16 protein-coding genes, 1 pseudogene and 1 other annotated feature are annotated in these 14,722 nt (G+C 27.0%); of the genes and pseudogenes, 12 read left to right on the forward strand and 5 right to left on the reverse strand.

Features of this window, described 5'->3' with window-relative positions; translation table 11 throughout:
* Positions 1 to 64 precede the first annotated feature (64 nt).
* Positions 65 to 544 (reverse strand): GNAT family N-acetyltransferase, encoded by a 480-nt coding sequence (locus KGF48_RS16630; protein ID WP_227868280.1) that lies wholly within the window; start codon positions 542 to 544, stop codon positions 65 to 67.
* A gap of 305 nt (positions 545 to 849) precedes the next feature.
* On the opposite strand from KGF48_RS16630, the gene KGF48_RS16635 reads away from it, so the two are divergent.
* The 10 genes from KGF48_RS16635 (at position 850) to KGF48_RS16680 (ending at position 9,980) form a co-directional block, all read left to right on the forward strand.
* On the forward strand, positions 850 to 1,608 hold the full coding sequence (locus KGF48_RS16635) for a GNAT family N-acetyltransferase (protein WP_227868281.1): 759 nt from the start codon (positions 850 to 852) through the stop codon (positions 1,606 to 1,608).
* Positions 1,609 to 1,821: 213 nt separating this feature from the next.
* Positions 1,822 to 2,256, forward strand: a complete 435-nt coding sequence (locus KGF48_RS16640; protein WP_227868282.1) for a hypothetical protein — start codon at positions 1,822 to 1,824, stop codon at positions 2,254 to 2,256.
* A gap of 31 nt (positions 2,257 to 2,287) precedes the next feature.
* Positions 2,288 to 2,482, forward strand: a complete 195-nt coding sequence (locus KGF48_RS16645) for a hypothetical protein (RefSeq protein WP_227841097.1) — start codon at positions 2,288 to 2,290, stop codon at positions 2,480 to 2,482.
* Between the two features lie 164 nt (positions 2,483 to 2,646).
* Positions 2,647 to 3,147: a GNAT family N-acetyltransferase gene (locus tag KGF48_RS16650; RefSeq protein ID WP_227868283.1), complete on the forward strand. Its 501-nt coding sequence runs from the start codon at positions 2,647 to 2,649 to the stop codon at positions 3,145 to 3,147.
* A gap of 80 nt (positions 3,148 to 3,227) precedes the next feature.
* Positions 3,228 to 3,441 (forward strand) — a binding site (T-box leader).
* Between the two features lie 263 nt (positions 3,442 to 3,704).
* On the forward strand, positions 3,705 to 4,739 hold the full coding sequence (gene argC / locus KGF48_RS16655) for an N-acetyl-gamma-glutamyl-phosphate reductase (RefSeq protein WP_227868284.1): 1,035 nt from the start codon (positions 3,705 to 3,707) through the stop codon (positions 4,737 to 4,739).
* 41 nt (positions 4,740 to 4,780) lie between these two features.
* Positions 4,781 to 5,998, forward strand: coding sequence for a bifunctional glutamate N-acetyltransferase/amino-acid acetyltransferase ArgJ (argJ, locus tag KGF48_RS16660; protein ID WP_227850329.1), 1,218 nt, complete (start codon positions 4,781 to 4,783; stop codon positions 5,996 to 5,998).
* Between the two features lie 13 nt (positions 5,999 to 6,011).
* Complete coding sequence (gene argB, locus KGF48_RS16665; protein ID WP_227827953.1) at positions 6,012 to 6,872, forward strand: acetylglutamate kinase; 861 nt, start codon at positions 6,012 to 6,014, stop codon at positions 6,870 to 6,872.
* 52 nt (positions 6,873 to 6,924) lie between these two features.
* On the forward strand, positions 6,925 to 8,118 hold the full coding sequence (locus KGF48_RS16670; protein ID WP_255287791.1) for an aspartate aminotransferase family protein: 1,194 nt from the start codon (positions 6,925 to 6,927) through the stop codon (positions 8,116 to 8,118).
* 106 nt (positions 8,119 to 8,224) lie between these two features.
* Positions 8,225 to 9,247 carry an ornithine carbamoyltransferase gene (argF, locus tag KGF48_RS16675; protein ID WP_227827954.1) on the forward strand — a complete coding sequence of 341 codons (1,023 nt, stop codon included), beginning with the start codon at positions 8,225 to 8,227 and terminating at the stop codon, positions 9,245 to 9,247.
* A gap of 124 nt (positions 9,248 to 9,371) precedes the next feature.
* The gene (locus tag KGF48_RS16680) at positions 9,372 to 9,980 is read left to right on the forward strand and encodes a DUF4878 domain-containing protein (protein WP_227841615.1); all 609 of its coding nucleotides are present in this window, start codon (positions 9,372 to 9,374) and stop codon (positions 9,978 to 9,980) included.
* Between the two features lie 383 nt (positions 9,981 to 10,363).
* Here the strand turns inward: KGF48_RS16680 and KGF48_RS16685 are convergent, their stop codons facing one another.
* The 4 genes from KGF48_RS16685 to KGF48_RS16700 form a co-directional block, all read right to left on the reverse strand.
* The gene (locus KGF48_RS16685; RefSeq protein ID WP_227841092.1) at positions 10,364 to 11,581 is read right to left on the reverse strand and encodes a M20 family metallo-hydrolase; all 1,218 of its coding nucleotides are present in this window, start codon (positions 11,579 to 11,581) and stop codon (positions 10,364 to 10,366) included.
* Between the two features lie 211 nt (positions 11,582 to 11,792).
* On the reverse strand, positions 11,793 to 12,431 hold the full coding sequence (locus KGF48_RS16690) for an ABC-2 transporter permease (protein WP_227827957.1): 639 nt from the start codon (positions 12,429 to 12,431) through the stop codon (positions 11,793 to 11,795).
* On the reverse strand, positions 12,431 to 13,294 hold the full coding sequence (locus tag KGF48_RS16695; protein ID WP_227841091.1) for an ABC transporter ATP-binding protein: 864 nt from the start codon (positions 13,292 to 13,294) through the stop codon (positions 12,431 to 12,433). Before KGF48_RS16695 ends, KGF48_RS16690 begins: the two co-directional genes overlap by 1 nt.
* Entirely contained in the window at positions 13,291 to 13,665 is a 375-nt protein-coding gene (locus tag KGF48_RS16700) for a GntR family transcriptional regulator (protein ID WP_227827959.1), read from the reverse strand. The genes KGF48_RS16695 and KGF48_RS16700 overlap by 4 nt, the downstream gene beginning before the upstream one ends.
* A 423-nt stretch (positions 13,666 to 14,088) precedes the next feature.
* Between KGF48_RS16700 and KGF48_RS16705 the strand changes: the two genes are divergently transcribed.
* The gene (locus tag KGF48_RS16705; RefSeq protein ID WP_227840955.1) at positions 14,089 to 14,433 is read left to right on the forward strand and encodes a replication/maintenance protein RepL; all 345 of its coding nucleotides are present in this window, start codon (positions 14,089 to 14,091) and stop codon (positions 14,431 to 14,433) included.
* Positions 14,434 to 14,449: 16 nt separating this feature from the next.
* A pseudogene (locus KGF48_RS16710) lies at positions 14,450 to 14,722 on the forward strand (hypothetical protein); the annotation flags it as partial.

Raw genomic sequence — 14,722 nt, forward strand, 5'->3', positions numbered from 1 at the left:
TCTAAAAGCAAATCAACTTTAAAAACTTTAAGTGGATTTGCTTTTAATATATTTTTTTGTTAAATTAGTTTGCTATTGATAGCTTCATTGGAGTAAAACGTATACCATTGACAATCTGTTCAACATTAGTATCTTTAAATCCTAATTTATGGTAAACTTCAATAGCATAAGGTGATGAATTTACAGTTATTTCAGTTAAATCATCTTTGCTTTCAGTACAATACTTTACGCCTACAGCCATTAATTTTTTTGCAACACCACGTTTGTGATAATTTTTATCTACAAATAACATACATATATGATTTAGGTCTCTGATAGCTAAAACCCCAATTAACTTTTCACAATCAAAACAACCCCAAAAGAAAATAGATTTTTCTTTGACTTTTTCAATAATAGAGTTATATTCTATAAATTCATGGAATGACTCAATTCCCTCAGCACAATAATCTGGAGACTCAAATTCTTCAAATACATTCCAAATTAAATTTAATGCATTTCTAATATCATGCTCTTTTAATTCTCTTATTAGGTACTTTTCATACATTATAAACAACACCTCTATTATTAAAAATTTTCTTATAATTATATACCTTAAATATATTTATTTCAATATAAATTATTTTATTAATTTTTAATTTAAATATGATTAATAAAATAATCTATATACAATATAGTTAGAACATAAAAATTTATTTAATTCTACATACAATTTAATAATAAAAATAAATTTGAAACAATTTAATCTAAAATGAAAATATATATGACATATAAGTGTCATATATATAATAGTACAATAAAGATATACTATATATATGAAAACTATTTTGTAAAGAGAAAAGGAGAGACAATATGCAGATTATAGATATAAATTTAAACAATATTGACAATGAACATATATGTTGTGCAATTACTGAAAAAAAGGGAGAAAACTGTGTTTCTTCTAAAAAATTTTGGATGAAAAGCAATTTTGATAAAGGCCTTGTATTTAAAAGGTTAGATGAAAGAGGTAAAGTTTTTATAGAATATATTCCAGCAGAAAATGCATGGTGTCCTATTACTGCAAATAATTATATGTATATTAATTGTTTCTGGGTATCTGGAAAATTTAAAGGACAAGGATATTCTAATTTATTATTACAAAAATGTATTGATGATGCAAAGTCAAAAGGAAAATATGGTCTAGTTGTACTTTCATCTGAAAAAAAACTACCTTTTTTATCTGATTCTAAGTATCTAAAATATAAAGGATTTTATCTGGCAGATACATCAGAACCTAGTTATGAACTATTGTATTTTCCATTTACTAATAATGTACCTATTCCATGCTTTAAAGATTGTGTAAAACAAAGCAAACCAAAGGAGAATGGGATAGTTTTATATTATAGTAATCAGTGTCCACATACTGCAAAATATGCTCCTATTTTGAAAAAAATTGCGAATGCTAGAGGTATTGAAGTAAATCTTATAAAATTTGAAACAGCAAAAGAAGCACAAAATGCTCCTGCACCATTTACTACATATAGTCTTTTTTTCAATGGGAAATTTATAACTAATGAGATACTTTCTGAGAAAAAAATCGAAAATTTTTTAGATAGTAAAGGTTTTTAAAACTCAATTAAAATAAGATATAAATATTGTAATTTTAAATTGTGATATTTTATAATTTAATGTATTTTAGATGTCTATTAAATTCTAATCTATATACTTAAGGTATCCCATGAACTTACTATTTATTATGATTATTGTGGTATAATGTTGAGTAGATGAAATTTTGTTAAATATTGGAATGTAAATAAAATATATTAAGAGAGGGTAATTATTATGAATAAAAGTATTAACACAAAAATTATATCTGCTGGAATGATTATATCTATGTTAATTACAGGAACTACATATGCGCAAGAAAGCTCAGAAACTAGTAAAGATAATTACAGTATTGATAAAAGTAATATAAGAGTTGAAAATCCAATAGATATACATAATTTGTGTGGCGGATGGGCAAATCTTAGGTTGCCAAACGAAGATGACTTGAAAGTGTTTAATGAAACCAAAGGAACATTGCTAGGTGTTGAATATGAGCCACTTATTGTTTCTACTCAAATTGTAGCTGGAACAAATTATAAATTTATTTGTAAGGCTGAGACAGTTTCAAGTACACCTAAAAAGTATTTAGCAGAGGTTAATATTTTTAAACCTCTTCCTTTTGAAAAAAATAATAAAGCAATAATAAAAAGTATTAATAAAATTAATGAATAAAAATATAATAAATTATAGTAGGGAATTCTCAATGGATATAGTATCTATTTTAACCAATATAGACATAAAGAAGTTGAATGACTTTTATAGTGGAAAAGTAACTCTACATTATGATGAGTTAATACTTATAAATAGTGTCATTATAATGTCATTTGCAGATACATTTAAAACTACTAAGTATAGTCATGATATGATAATTAAGACTCGCAAAAAAGATATTGAGTAGTAAAATTTATAGCCTGCTAGAAAATATAGAACTAATAAATGAAAATTCATGTAATAGACGAGGTTTTATCATATTAAAAAGAAAATCAATAGAAAGACTATTGTTGTGTCTGATTAAGAGTTCTTTGATAACAATTTTAGTCCTTCTCTTAAAAAGGAGAAAAAATGATATTAAAAATAAAAAGATTAACTTTAATTCCACTATCACTTCGTAAACTTGAACTTTGGACTTCCAATAATGCAGAATTAGAAAAGGAATTGGATTGCATTTATTGTGCAGAACCAATGATTGGGTTTTTTTATGATATTGTAAAAAGACAATTAGATATTGCTAAAAAAGATGAAAAAAATATATTGTTTTATACATTTTGGTTTATTATGCTAAATGAAAACCGTACAATTATAGGATTAGCTGATTTTAAAGATGTACCAAATTCTTATGGTGAAATTGAGATTGGTTATGGTCTAGGTGAAGATTATAAAAAACAAGGATATATGACAGAAGCTGTTAAAAAGATATGTAGTTGGGGATTAAGTCAACAAAATGTTTCTTCTGTGATAGCTGAAACTGATGCAGACAATACAGATTCACAAAATGTTTTATTAAGATGTGGTTTTAAGTTATATCGTAACTCAGATACAAAATGGTGGAAATTAACAATCTAGAAAAAATTTCCAAAAGTTTATAAATAATATTGACAAACTACTAAAAATAAATTATTATATAAAACAACAAGAAAAGAAATTGAAATCCTATGAAAAAGAAAGTAGCATAAAAGGATTTGATAGAGAGCTAGGGATGGTGGAAGCCTAGTAATGAATTTTATTGTGAATAGAGCTTTGGAGGAAGTTACCAGAACTAGGAGTATGGTAATTGGTGAGTCTCGCCTTAAGAGATTAGAGTGGGTAAGATTATCTTATCAATTAGAGTGGTAACGCGGGTGTATATTCGTCTCTTGGTCTTTGACCAAGAGGCTTTTTTAATTTTAAATATACATTTGCAAGTACTTTTTAATTTATAAGAATTATTATAATTATAATTTTACCAATAAGAGTGGTACCGCGGAAATTCGCCTCTTAGCATTATCAATGCTAAGGGGCTTTTTATTGTGAGTTAGATAGTTTTAAATTTATATATTATCAAATGATTATCAAATAATAATATTAATCTAAAAAAATAATTCAAAATATTCTTAAAATAATTGTAAAACGGAGGGAATAAAATGAGTAAAATAAAAGCTGGGATTATTGGAGCAACTGGATATGTTGGTGTAGAATTACTAAGATTATTAATAAATCATGAAGAAGTAGAAGTTACAGCTATAGGTTCAAATTCATACATTGGCAAAAATATAGTTGATGTATACCCAAGTATAGGTTATGAAAACAGTATGGTATGTATAGAAAACGAAAAAGTCATTGATATGTGTGATGTTGTATTTACTGCTCTTCCACATGGGGTAAGTGAAAAATTTGCAATAAAAGCAATCGAATCTAAAAAGAAAGTCATAGATTTAGGTGCTGATTTCAGAATAAAAGATGAAGAAATATATAGTGAATGGTATGGGGTATCTTTTATAGATAAAATTTTACACAAAAAAGCTGTATATGGATTAAGTGAGATATATAAAGAAGATATAAAAAATGCTGATATAGTTGCAAATCCAGGATGTTATCCTACTAGTATTTCTTTACCACTGATGCCATTATTAAGCTCTAAGTTAATAAAAAATAATGATATAATAATTGACTCTAAATCAGGTCTCACAGGAGCTGGTAGAGAGTTATCAACAAGTAGTCATTTTACAGAAGTTAATGAGAATATAACTGCATATAAAATAGGAAAACATAGACATACTCCAGAAATAGAACAAAATCTAAGTGAAGCGTATAAAGAAAATGTAGATGTAGTTTTTACACCAAATCTAATTCCAGTAAATAGAGGGATACTATCAACTATATACTGCATAAAAGAAGATAATGTATCTATAGGTGATATACATAAAAAATTGACTGATTATTATGAATATAAAGATTTTGTAGAAATACTCCCATTAGATAAGATAACCTCTTTAAAAAATGTTATATATTCAAATAAATGTGTAATATCAGTACATGAAAATAAAGATACATTAATAATCTGTTCAACTATAGACAATATGATTAAAGGAGCAGCAGGGCAAGCCATACAAAATATGAATATAATGTTTGGAATTGAGGAGACTACAGGATTAAAGCATATTGCACCATCATTTTAGGAATAGAAAAATACTAAACTCATATAAGTAGGAGGATAAAAATGGAGATTATAAAGGGTGGAGTTACAGTTCCAGAAGGGTTTGTTGCTTCAGGAATTCACTGTGGATTGAGAAAAAATAAAGAAAAGAGGGACTTAGCTTTAGTTTATTCAGATATTTTATGTGATGCAGCAGCAGTAGTTACTCAAAATAAAGTTAAAGGAAATCCAGTTTATGTAACACAGGAGCATATTAAAAATGGAAAAGCACAAGCGATTATAGTGAATAGTGCTAATGCTAACACATTTAATGGAAAAGAAGGTCTTATAAATGCATATAAAATGGCTAAATTTACTAGTGAAAAATTAAATGTTAAAGAAGAGGATGTTTTGGTTGCATCTACTGGTGTTATAGGAAAACCATTAAATATAGATTTAATAGAAAAAAATATGGATGAATTAGTGAGTAATCTCAGTAAACAAGGTCATATTGGAGCAAGAGAAGCGATTATGACAACTGACATTATAAAGAAAGAAATAGCAGTAGCAATAATGTATGGAGATAAAAAAATAACTATTGGAGGTATGGCAAAAGGCTCAGGAATGATACATCCTAATATGGCAACAACATTGGGATTTATAACTACGGATGCAAATATCGATAGTGCTCTCTTAAAAGAAGCTCTAAAGAGTGCAGTTGATAAAAGCTTCAATAGAGTTAGTGTAGATGGAGATACAAGTACTAATGATATGGTAATGATTTTGGCAAATGGAAAAGCGAAAAATGAGAGAATGGATGAAAAAGATGAACATTATCAAGTCTTTTTAAGTGCACTTACATATGTTTGTATAGAACTTGCTAAACTTGTTGCTAAAGATGGAGAAGGATGCACAAAATTAATTGAATGCTATATAAATGGAGCACTAAGCGAAGAACATGCAGTAAAGTTAGCAAAAACAGTTATATCTTCTTCCTTGGTAAAGACAGCTGTATTTGGAGCTGATGCAAATTGGGGAAGAATATTGTGTGCTTTAGGTTATGCGGGTGAAGAAATAGATATGGAAAAAGTAGATATTATTTTTGAAAGCATGAAAGGATATATAGAAGTATGTAAACAGGGAAATGGGTTAGATTTTAACGAAGAAAAAGCGAAAAAAATTCTTGAAGATGATGAAATAAGTATATTAGTAGATTTGAACATGGGAAATGCTAGGGGAAATGCATGGGGATGTGATTTAAGTTATGATTATGTAAGAATAAATGGAAGTTATAGAAATTAGGAGGAAATGCTTAATGATTGATATAGAAAAAGCAAATACGCTGATAGAAGCTTTACCATATATAGAAAAGCATCAAGGAAAGACTATTGTAGTTAAGTATGGTGGAAGTGCAATGAAAAAAGATGGTTTAAAAGAGTCTGTTATGGAAGACCTTGTACTTATGAGTTATGTTGGAATCAATATAGTTTTAGTACATGGTGGAGGAGCAGAAATCAATAAAATGCTCGCTAAAGTAGATATAGAAAGTAAATTTGTAAACGGGCTTAGATATACAGATGAAGAAACCATGGAAATTGTAAAAATGGTTTTAGCTGGAAAGGTAAATAAAGATTTGGTAAATAAGATACATATAAAAGGTGGAAGAGCAGTAGGGCTTTGTGGGATAGACAATAATATGATTTTATGTGACCCATATAAAAATTATGAACTAGGATTTGTTGGAGAAATAAAGAAAGTAAATGTTGAACTTATAGAATCTTGTTTAAAATCAGGATATATTTCAGTAATTGCAACTATTGGAGTTGGAGATGATGGAGAGACTTATAATATAAATGGAGATACAGCAGCATCAGCTATAGCTAAAGAATTAAATGCAGATAAGTTGATACTTCTTACTGATGTGCCAGGTCTTTTAAGAGATCCAGATGAAGAAAAGTCATTGATAACAGAAGTTATACTAGAGGATGTTGATAAGCTATTTGATGAAGGTATAATTACTGGTGGCATGATACCTAAAATACATGGATGTGTAGACGCTTTGAATAATGGGGTAAATAGAGTTCATATTTTAGATGGAAGAGTTCCCCATTCTATAATAACAGAGTTATTTACTGATAGTGGGATAGGTACATTAATAAGAAAAGAAAATGAATAAGAAGATACGTTAAATATAAAGAAGATTATAAACTTAAGTGAGGATGATAAAAATGAATATAAATAACAATAGTATAGTTTCAAAATGGGAGGAATATTTCATAAATACATATAGCCAACCTGATTTTATTATAGACTATGGCGAAGGTAGTTGCTTTTTTGATACTAAAGGCAATAAATATATAGATTTTACAAGCGGATATGGAGTATCCTCTCTTGGATATAGTAATAATAATCTAAAAACTGCCTTAAAGAACCAAGTGGACAAATTATTACATACATCAAACTTATATTTCAATGGTCCAGTATTGTCTGTAGGAGAAAAAATAATTAATACAAGTGGATTGGATAAAGTATATTTTTGCAACTCTGGAACAGAAGCAAATGAAACTGCTTTTAAAATAGCAAGAAAGTATAGTAGTGATAAATATGGTGAGGGAAGAGGGACAATTATAAGTTTAAAGGATTCTTTTCATGGTAGAACAATGATGTCTTTGATGGCAACTGGCATGGATAAGTATCATAAATATTTTTATCCACTTCCCAAAGGCTTTAAATATGTAGAAAAAAACGATATTGAAGATTTTAAAAATAATATTGATTCAACTGTTTGTGCAGTAATTCTTGAAGCAGTTCAAGGCGAAGGTGGAGTTAATGTTCTTGAAAAAGATTATATTTTAGAACTTGTAAAAATATGTAAAGAAAAAGACATAGCAGTAATTTTTGATGAAGTTCAATGTGGTATAGCAAGAACAGGTAAACTGTTTGGATATGAATATTTTGATGTAAAACCAGATATTGTTACAATTGCAAAAGGTTTAGGAGCAGGAATACCAATAGGAGGAGTATTAGTAAATGAAAAATTTTCAAAAGTTTTAGGTAAAGGAGATCAAGGTACAACATTTGGAGGTAATTTATTAGCTATGGTGGCAGCTTCTGTTGTGTTAGATGAAATATCTAAAGAAGGATTTTATGAAGATGTATTAGAAAAAGGGGATTATATAAGAAAATCTATTGAAAATTTTAATAGTACAATCGTAGTAAAAACAAAAGGTATGGGCTTGATGATAGGAGTAGAAACTACTATTGAATCTAACATTATAGAAGAAAAAGCTAGAAAAAAAGGATTACTTGTTTTGACTGCTGGAAAGAATGTACTTAGATTTTTACCGCCTTTAACAATTAGCTATAAGGAGATAAATGAAGCTCTTGAAATTTTAAAAGATATACTACTAGAAGTTAATTAAGCTTTTAGAAGATATATTATTAGAATAAGAATGAAGGCATATAAAAATATATGAAACTAAAGATTGAGTAGCATTTAAATAAATTTACAAAAAGGGGAAAATCAATATGAATAATATAAGTTTAAAAGGAAAGAGTTTTTTAACATTAAAGGATTTCACTAAAGAGGAAATTAGATATTTATTAACTCTATCTAGTTATTTAAAAACTAAGAAGAAGGTTGGTATAAAAGGAGATTTATTGCAAGGCAAAAACATAGCATTATTGTTTGAGAAGACATCAACAAGAACTAGATGTTCGTTTGAGGTAGCTGCTCATGATGAAGGTGCTCATGTAACTTACCTAGGTCCCAATGACTGTCATATGGGTAAAAAAGAATCTGTATCTGATACAGCAAAAGTTTTAGGAAGATTTTATGATGGTATAGAATTTAGAGGATTTAAACAGGAAACTGTTGAAAGTTTAGCAAAATACTCTGGAGTACCTGTTTGGAATGGCCTTACAGATGAATATCATCCAACTCAAATACTTGCAGATTTTCTAACAGTAACTGAAAATGTAGATAAAGATTTAAATAAAGTTAAATTTGTGTATGTTGGGGATGCTAGAAATAATATGGGTAACTCGTTGATGATAGGATGTGCTAAATTGGGAATTCATTTTGTAGCACTTGCTCCTAAAGAGCTTTGGCCAAATGAAAAGTTAGTTGAAGATATGAGAGAGATATCTAAAAAGTCTAAAGGAGATATATTGTTAACTGAAAATATTGATGATGTAAAAGGTGCTGATGTTATATATACAGATGTATGGGTTTCTATGGGAGAAGAAGAACAATATGAAGCGAGAATAAATCAACTTAAAGATTATCAAGTGAATATGGATATGATAAAGAAAACTGAAAATGAAAATGTTATATTTTTACATTGTCTTCCAGCTTTTCATGATTTAGAAACTAAAGTTGGTCAAGAAATTTATGAAAAGTTTGGATTATCAGAATTAGAAGTTACTGACGAGGTATTTAATTCCAAGTATTCAAAAGTATTTGAAGAGGCAGAAAATAGAATGCATACTATAAAGGCTATTATGGTTTCTACTATGACTGATGTAAATATGAATAATAATTTAATATAAATATTTTTTAATCTAGGTTTATGTTTTGATAAAAGTGATAAATATTCTAAATATATTATTAAAAATCCTCATTATATGTTAAAATAACTTATGTATCAACAAATTAAGAGGGAGGATTTGAGATATGAAAAAAATCATATTACTTTTAACAACTTTTTTATTAGCAATATCTTTGACAGCATGTTCAAGTGCAAAACCAGAAGATACAATCAATAATTTTTTTAGTAGTGCAAAGAAATTTGACTTTGAAGGTATGAACAAAGTTATGGAAAATAATGATGAAAAATATAAGGATATACTAAAAGAATTAGAAACAGAAGACCCAAGTGCACAGTATGTTTTAGATTATCTAAAAAATAATGCATCTAAAATAACATACACAATAAAAGACAGTGAGATTAAAAATAATAATGCAAAAATTCAAGTAGAGTGTAAGTTTGTAGATTCAACACCATTACTTAAAGAAATAATAGCTGAAGCATTTACAAAGATGCTTGGCATGAGTTTTTCAGGTCAAGATTTAACAGATGAGAAAACAACTGAAATGTTAGTGTCAATCATGAAAGAAAAGCAAAAAAGTGTTGAAGAAACTTTTGTAACAAAAACTGTAGAGTTTGAATGTACTAAGAAAGATAATAAGTGGATAATAAGTTCAGCTAATGATGCTCTGGCTGATGTATTATTATCTAATCTTGTTACAGCAGGAGAAGAATTTTCTAACTCTATGAGTTAAGTTGAATATTAAATTAGAAATATAATAAAAAATGAATATATAATATTTATAAGGGATATCAGTTTTGGTATCCTTTATGTTTTTTAAGGTAAATAAATAAAAATCAATAGAAATATTAAAAATAATTTGAATGTTTATTTCCACTATTAGAAAGATATCTATTGTATAATATATATGATTTAAAATGAGCTAATTATGAATAGAATGTATAATTATAAGTAAGGTATATAGCTAATGGAAATGATAGATTTGATACTCTTGATGGGATATCAACTTTTATATATAAATAGAATTAGAAGGTAGCAATTATGGTTAGTTGCTACCTTCTTCATGTTTATTTTCATTTTTTTTAATACATCAGAATAGAGAGTATTATCATAAAATTATCTTAGATTAAGATTATCTAGTATTTTTAAAAATATTTTTACCGCAATATCTAAATCATTCACAGTAACATTTTCATTAGGATTATGACTTATACCTTCAGTACATCTTATAAATACCATACCTATATCAGTTATATTATCCATTTCTTGAGCATCATGACCAGCGCCACTATAAATATAAAATGGGTTGAGATTTAAATCTACAAAACTTTTTTCTATAACTTTTGTTATTTTATCAGAACATGGTACAGGAACATTTTCAAAAGAGAGTTCACTTGTATAGTTAAGTTTTCTATTTTGACATATACGAGTTATTTCATCAAATATTTTTATTACTGAAATATCAAGAATTTCTTGTGAACATGAGCGTACGTCAAGAGTAAAATCAACTCTTTCAGGAACTACATTTGATGATGATGGATAAAAATTCATCTTTCCAATTGTAGCAACTAAATCAGGAGTTATCTTAGCTATATTTTCAATTGCTAATACACATTCACAAGCACAACATCCAGCATCAAATCGCATATCCATTGGTAATGTTCCAGCATGACCAGATTTGCCATTTACTGATATTTTAAAACTCTTAAATCCTGTAATACTTGAAACAATCCCAGCAGGAAGAGAGTTGTTTTCTAAGACAGGCCCTTGTTCGATATGGAATTCTAAATAAGCATCAATATCTTTTCTAGGGTGTAAATTTATTAAATTTTTAGTATCAAATCCAAATTTTGTCACAGCTTCTTCAAGTGTAATTCCATTTTCATCAACAGATTTGAGTAGCTCCTTTTTAAAAGTACCAGCAAAAACTTTACTTCCCATTAGAGATGTTTCAAATCTTGTACCTTCTTCCTCAGCAAATGCAACTACTTTAACATTAAATGGGTAAGATTTATTATTATTTATAGCTTCCTCAAGTCCAATTAGAGGAACAATTATTCCTAGCATTCCATCAAATATACCTCCGCATTTTACACTATCTTGATGAGATGCAACTACTAATGTAGGTGCGTTTAAGAAAGTAGATTTATATGTACCTATAACATTTCCAATATCATCAATTTCAACATCAAGATTCAAACCTTTCATCCAAGAACTTATTAATTCAATCGATTTTTTATGCTCATCAGTTAATATAAGTCTTGTAAGACCTGTTGTTGTTGAACTTATTTTTCCTAATGTTTGTAAATAATCCATACATCTTTGTCCTAACATATGTACCCTCCTAAAAATATAATTGTCAACTAAATTTATCAGATAATTATATTATATCAGTATATTTGGAAAATAATAGGATGTTATTAAACAAATAAATAATAAAAAAATAAAAAGCCTAGTAGAAATAAAAAATAAAAATACCATCAACTTTTACCTCGATAGTATTTTTATAAAATTATTTAAACATAAAAACTGGTGTTAATATATTTTATACTTCTTTTTTACAATAAATTTTTGTAGAAATAAAATATGAAATTACAAACAAAAAAATAGCAATAAATGGAAGAGAATAAACTAAAGTATTAAGTATAATCTCAATAGAGATACTTGAATTAAATCTTTCCAAAAGGCTTTTAAATCCTAATAATACAGCAGTAGGAAGTAAAAAGCATGCAATCATTAATAAACGAGCTTTTTCTGTACCAAATTTATAAATAAGTGGTAAAATAAGGCTGGCAAAACATATTGAAATTGATAAAATTAATCCTGTAATAACTAAAGTCTCATCTAAAACAAGTGTATTTTTAAAATATCCAATAACGATGCTAATAATAAGTGAGAAAAATACGCCTATAAAGCTAAATATTAACATAGTTAAATATTTACTTAATACAATAGCATTACGTTTGATAGGCATTGTAAGTACATAGCTATCCCATTTATTTAAATCATCATATGAAAATGTTGAGACAATCATTGTTGTACATAAAACTATAATAACACCCATAAAACTATTGTTATTTCCATCTCCCACAGAAGATATATATCCAAATACAATCATAAATAAAATCATAATTTTTATATTGCCTTTTAAATTAAGTAAGTCTTTTAAAATTAGTCCCTTCACTATTTATCACCTCTCACATAAAATAACATAATTTCTTCAATTGTTGTATTGTCAACTATAAGATTTGGATGTTTTGTAATAAATTTGTACTTGTCTTTAAGTAGTACTTCATATCCAAACTGGCTTTTACGATAATATGAATAATCTTCATTTGTAAGTTTAGCAAAATCATTAGAACTACATTTTAAGATACCCATAGTATCGATTAATTCATCTTTGCTTTCGCTAAATATAATTTTTCCCTTATGTATAAATGTAATATAATCTGCTATTTTATCCAAATCACTTGTAATATGTGAAGATAAAATAATAGAATGTTCTTCATCCTGTATAAAATCTAAGAATATATCCAATATTTCTTCTCTTACAATAGGGTCAAGTGAACTAGTTGCTTCATCTAATATTAATAACTTTGGTTTATGAGATAAAGCTACAGCAATACTAAGTTTCATTTTATTACCTTTTGAAAATTCTTTAATTAGTTTATTATTTGGAACTCTTAATTTTTTTAAATATTCTTTAAATAGTGTATCATCCCAGTTTTTATAGATATGGCTCATAATTTTTGAGATATTATTTGTATTTAAATTCTCATGAAAGTTGCTTCCTTCAAATACCACACCAATTTGTTCTTTGATTTCTTTTTCATTTTTTATGTTATCAAGACCAAAAATTTCGATATTTCCACTATCATAAGATATTAAATTTAAAATTGATTTTAATGTAGTAGTTTTTCCTGCACCATTTTCACCTACAAATCCCATTATAGAGCCTTTTGGTACTGAAAAAGATACATCTTGTAATGCAAAATTTTTGTAAGCTTTGTTTAGGTTTTTTATAGTTATTGCGTCCATAATTATCATTCTCCCTTATATAATAAAAGTAAAATATCTTTTAACTCATCATATGTAATACCACTACTTTGAGCTGTATCAACTGCTTTTTGTAGGTATTCTTCAATTAAACGAAGTTGTTCTTCTTTAACAAAATCCATATTTTTGCCAGATACGAAACTACCTTTACCAGTAACTGTTTCAATAAATCCATCATGTTCTAAATCGCTATATGCTCGCTTTGTAGTAATTACACTTATTCTAAGTTCTTTTGCTAATAATCTCATACTTGGAAGAGCAGTACCTTCTGGCAACTCTCCACTTATAATCATACTTTTAATTTGTGTAGTAATTTGTTCGTATATTGGCTTGCCACTTGAATTACTAATAACTATATTCAATTAGACACCTCCTTAAATTGTATATATAGTATATATACATTATATAAATATATGTATACTATGTCAAGTAAGCCTACAAAAAAAATAATTGGAAATATTATGCATTCAATAGTTTTACTTTATAGAAAGACTATTTTATTGAGCATATTAAAATTTTTTAAAAAAATTTACAAATATTATTCGAAAATCTTACCAATAAATTGAAAATGCTAATTTTAAGAAATAATAAAGTTTAGCTTCTGGCTAAATAAAAGTTTACTTTATAGATAAACTTTTGCTGTTTTTGTTTTTGACATACATATTTTTTTGTAATATATTTATATTATCAATTAGAGATAAGGAGAGTGAGAAGAGATATTTAATTTAGAGAAGGCATTAAAAAAAGATTTAAATCAAGAATATACAGAGAGTAGAAATTTGATTATGAACAAAAGTAAATATATGAATGTTTGCTTTAAAAATTATATCAAAGTGGCAGAAGGAATGTATACTAAGAGAGATTTAATTCCAATAAAATTAATAAATTCTATGGATAAAAATAATAAGATTAGAAAAACATTACATGAATTATCTTGTGAATTTGAATATCCAAAGACTTCCTTGTCTTCATTGTTTACAGAACTAAAAAAATTAGATTTTTTACAGAGAGTAAAAAATGGTGAATATATGATAAATCCACATATAGCATATAAAGGAAATAGAGCTGATAAAGAAAGTTTATTAGAAGAATATAATCAGATAAAAAGACCTAATAAGGTTAGTAAATAAGGAAGAAGGTTTTTATATGAGTTTAAAACTTGATAGAAATGTTCTACAGTGGTTTGATTATGTATTTGAAAATGAAGAAACTAGTTTGAGACATTATAATTTTGAATGTACATTAAAAGAGATTAGCCCCACTAGTTTAAACAAAGTAGCATTTATATTAGAAAAAAATAATTCTGAATACTGGAAGTTGTATTTTGAAATACCAGCCGAAGTTACTTTGAAACTTAGACAAAACATTCATCCTTTATTTAGAGAGTATATATACGAACAAATATCACTGTATAACGAC

The organism is Clostridioides sp. ZZV15-6388 (assembly GCF_020657755.1).
In the GTDB taxonomy this organism is placed as follows: Bacteria; Bacillota; Clostridia; order Peptostreptococcales; family Peptostreptococcaceae; genus Clostridioides.

Excerpts from the sequence above, each read along its gene's own strand:
- KGF48_RS16630 (WP_227868280.1), bottom strand. The coding sequence starts at position 544 with ATGTATGAAAAGTACCTAATAAGAGAATTAAAAGAGCATGATATTAGA.
- KGF48_RS16635 (WP_227868281.1), top strand. The coding sequence starts at position 850 with ATGCAGATTATAGATATAAATTTAAACAATATTGACAATGAACATATA.
- KGF48_RS16640 (WP_227868282.1), top strand. The coding sequence starts at position 1,822 with ATGAATAAAAGTATTAACACAAAAATTATATCTGCTGGAATGATTATA.
- KGF48_RS16645 (WP_227841097.1), top strand. The coding sequence starts at position 2,288 with ATGGATATAGTATCTATTTTAACCAATATAGACATAAAGAAGTTGAAT.
- KGF48_RS16650 (WP_227868283.1), top strand. The coding sequence starts at position 2,647 with ATGATATTAAAAATAAAAAGATTAACTTTAATTCCACTATCACTTCGT.
- argC (WP_227868284.1), top strand. The coding sequence starts at position 3,705 with ATGAGTAAAATAAAAGCTGGGATTATTGGAGCAACTGGATATGTTGGT.
- argJ (WP_227850329.1), top strand. The coding sequence starts at position 4,781 with ATGGAGATTATAAAGGGTGGAGTTACAGTTCCAGAAGGGTTTGTTGCT.
- argB (WP_227827953.1), top strand. The coding sequence starts at position 6,012 with ATGATTGATATAGAAAAAGCAAATACGCTGATAGAAGCTTTACCATAT.
- KGF48_RS16670 (WP_255287791.1), top strand. The coding sequence starts at position 6,925 with ATGAATATAAATAACAATAGTATAGTTTCAAAATGGGAGGAATATTTC.
- argF (WP_227827954.1), top strand. The coding sequence starts at position 8,225 with ATGAATAATATAAGTTTAAAAGGAAAGAGTTTTTTAACATTAAAGGAT.
- KGF48_RS16680 (WP_227841615.1), top strand. The coding sequence starts at position 9,372 with ATGAAAAAAATCATATTACTTTTAACAACTTTTTTATTAGCAATATCT.
- KGF48_RS16685 (WP_227841092.1), bottom strand. The coding sequence starts at position 11,581 with ATGTTAGGACAAAGATGTATGGATTATTTACAAACATTAGGAAAAATA.
- KGF48_RS16695 (WP_227841091.1), bottom strand. The coding sequence starts at position 13,294 with ATGATAATTATGGACGCAATAACTATAAAAAACCTAAACAAAGCTTAC.
- KGF48_RS16705 (WP_227840955.1), top strand. The coding sequence starts at position 14,089 with ATGAACAAAAGTAAATATATGAATGTTTGCTTTAAAAATTATATCAAA.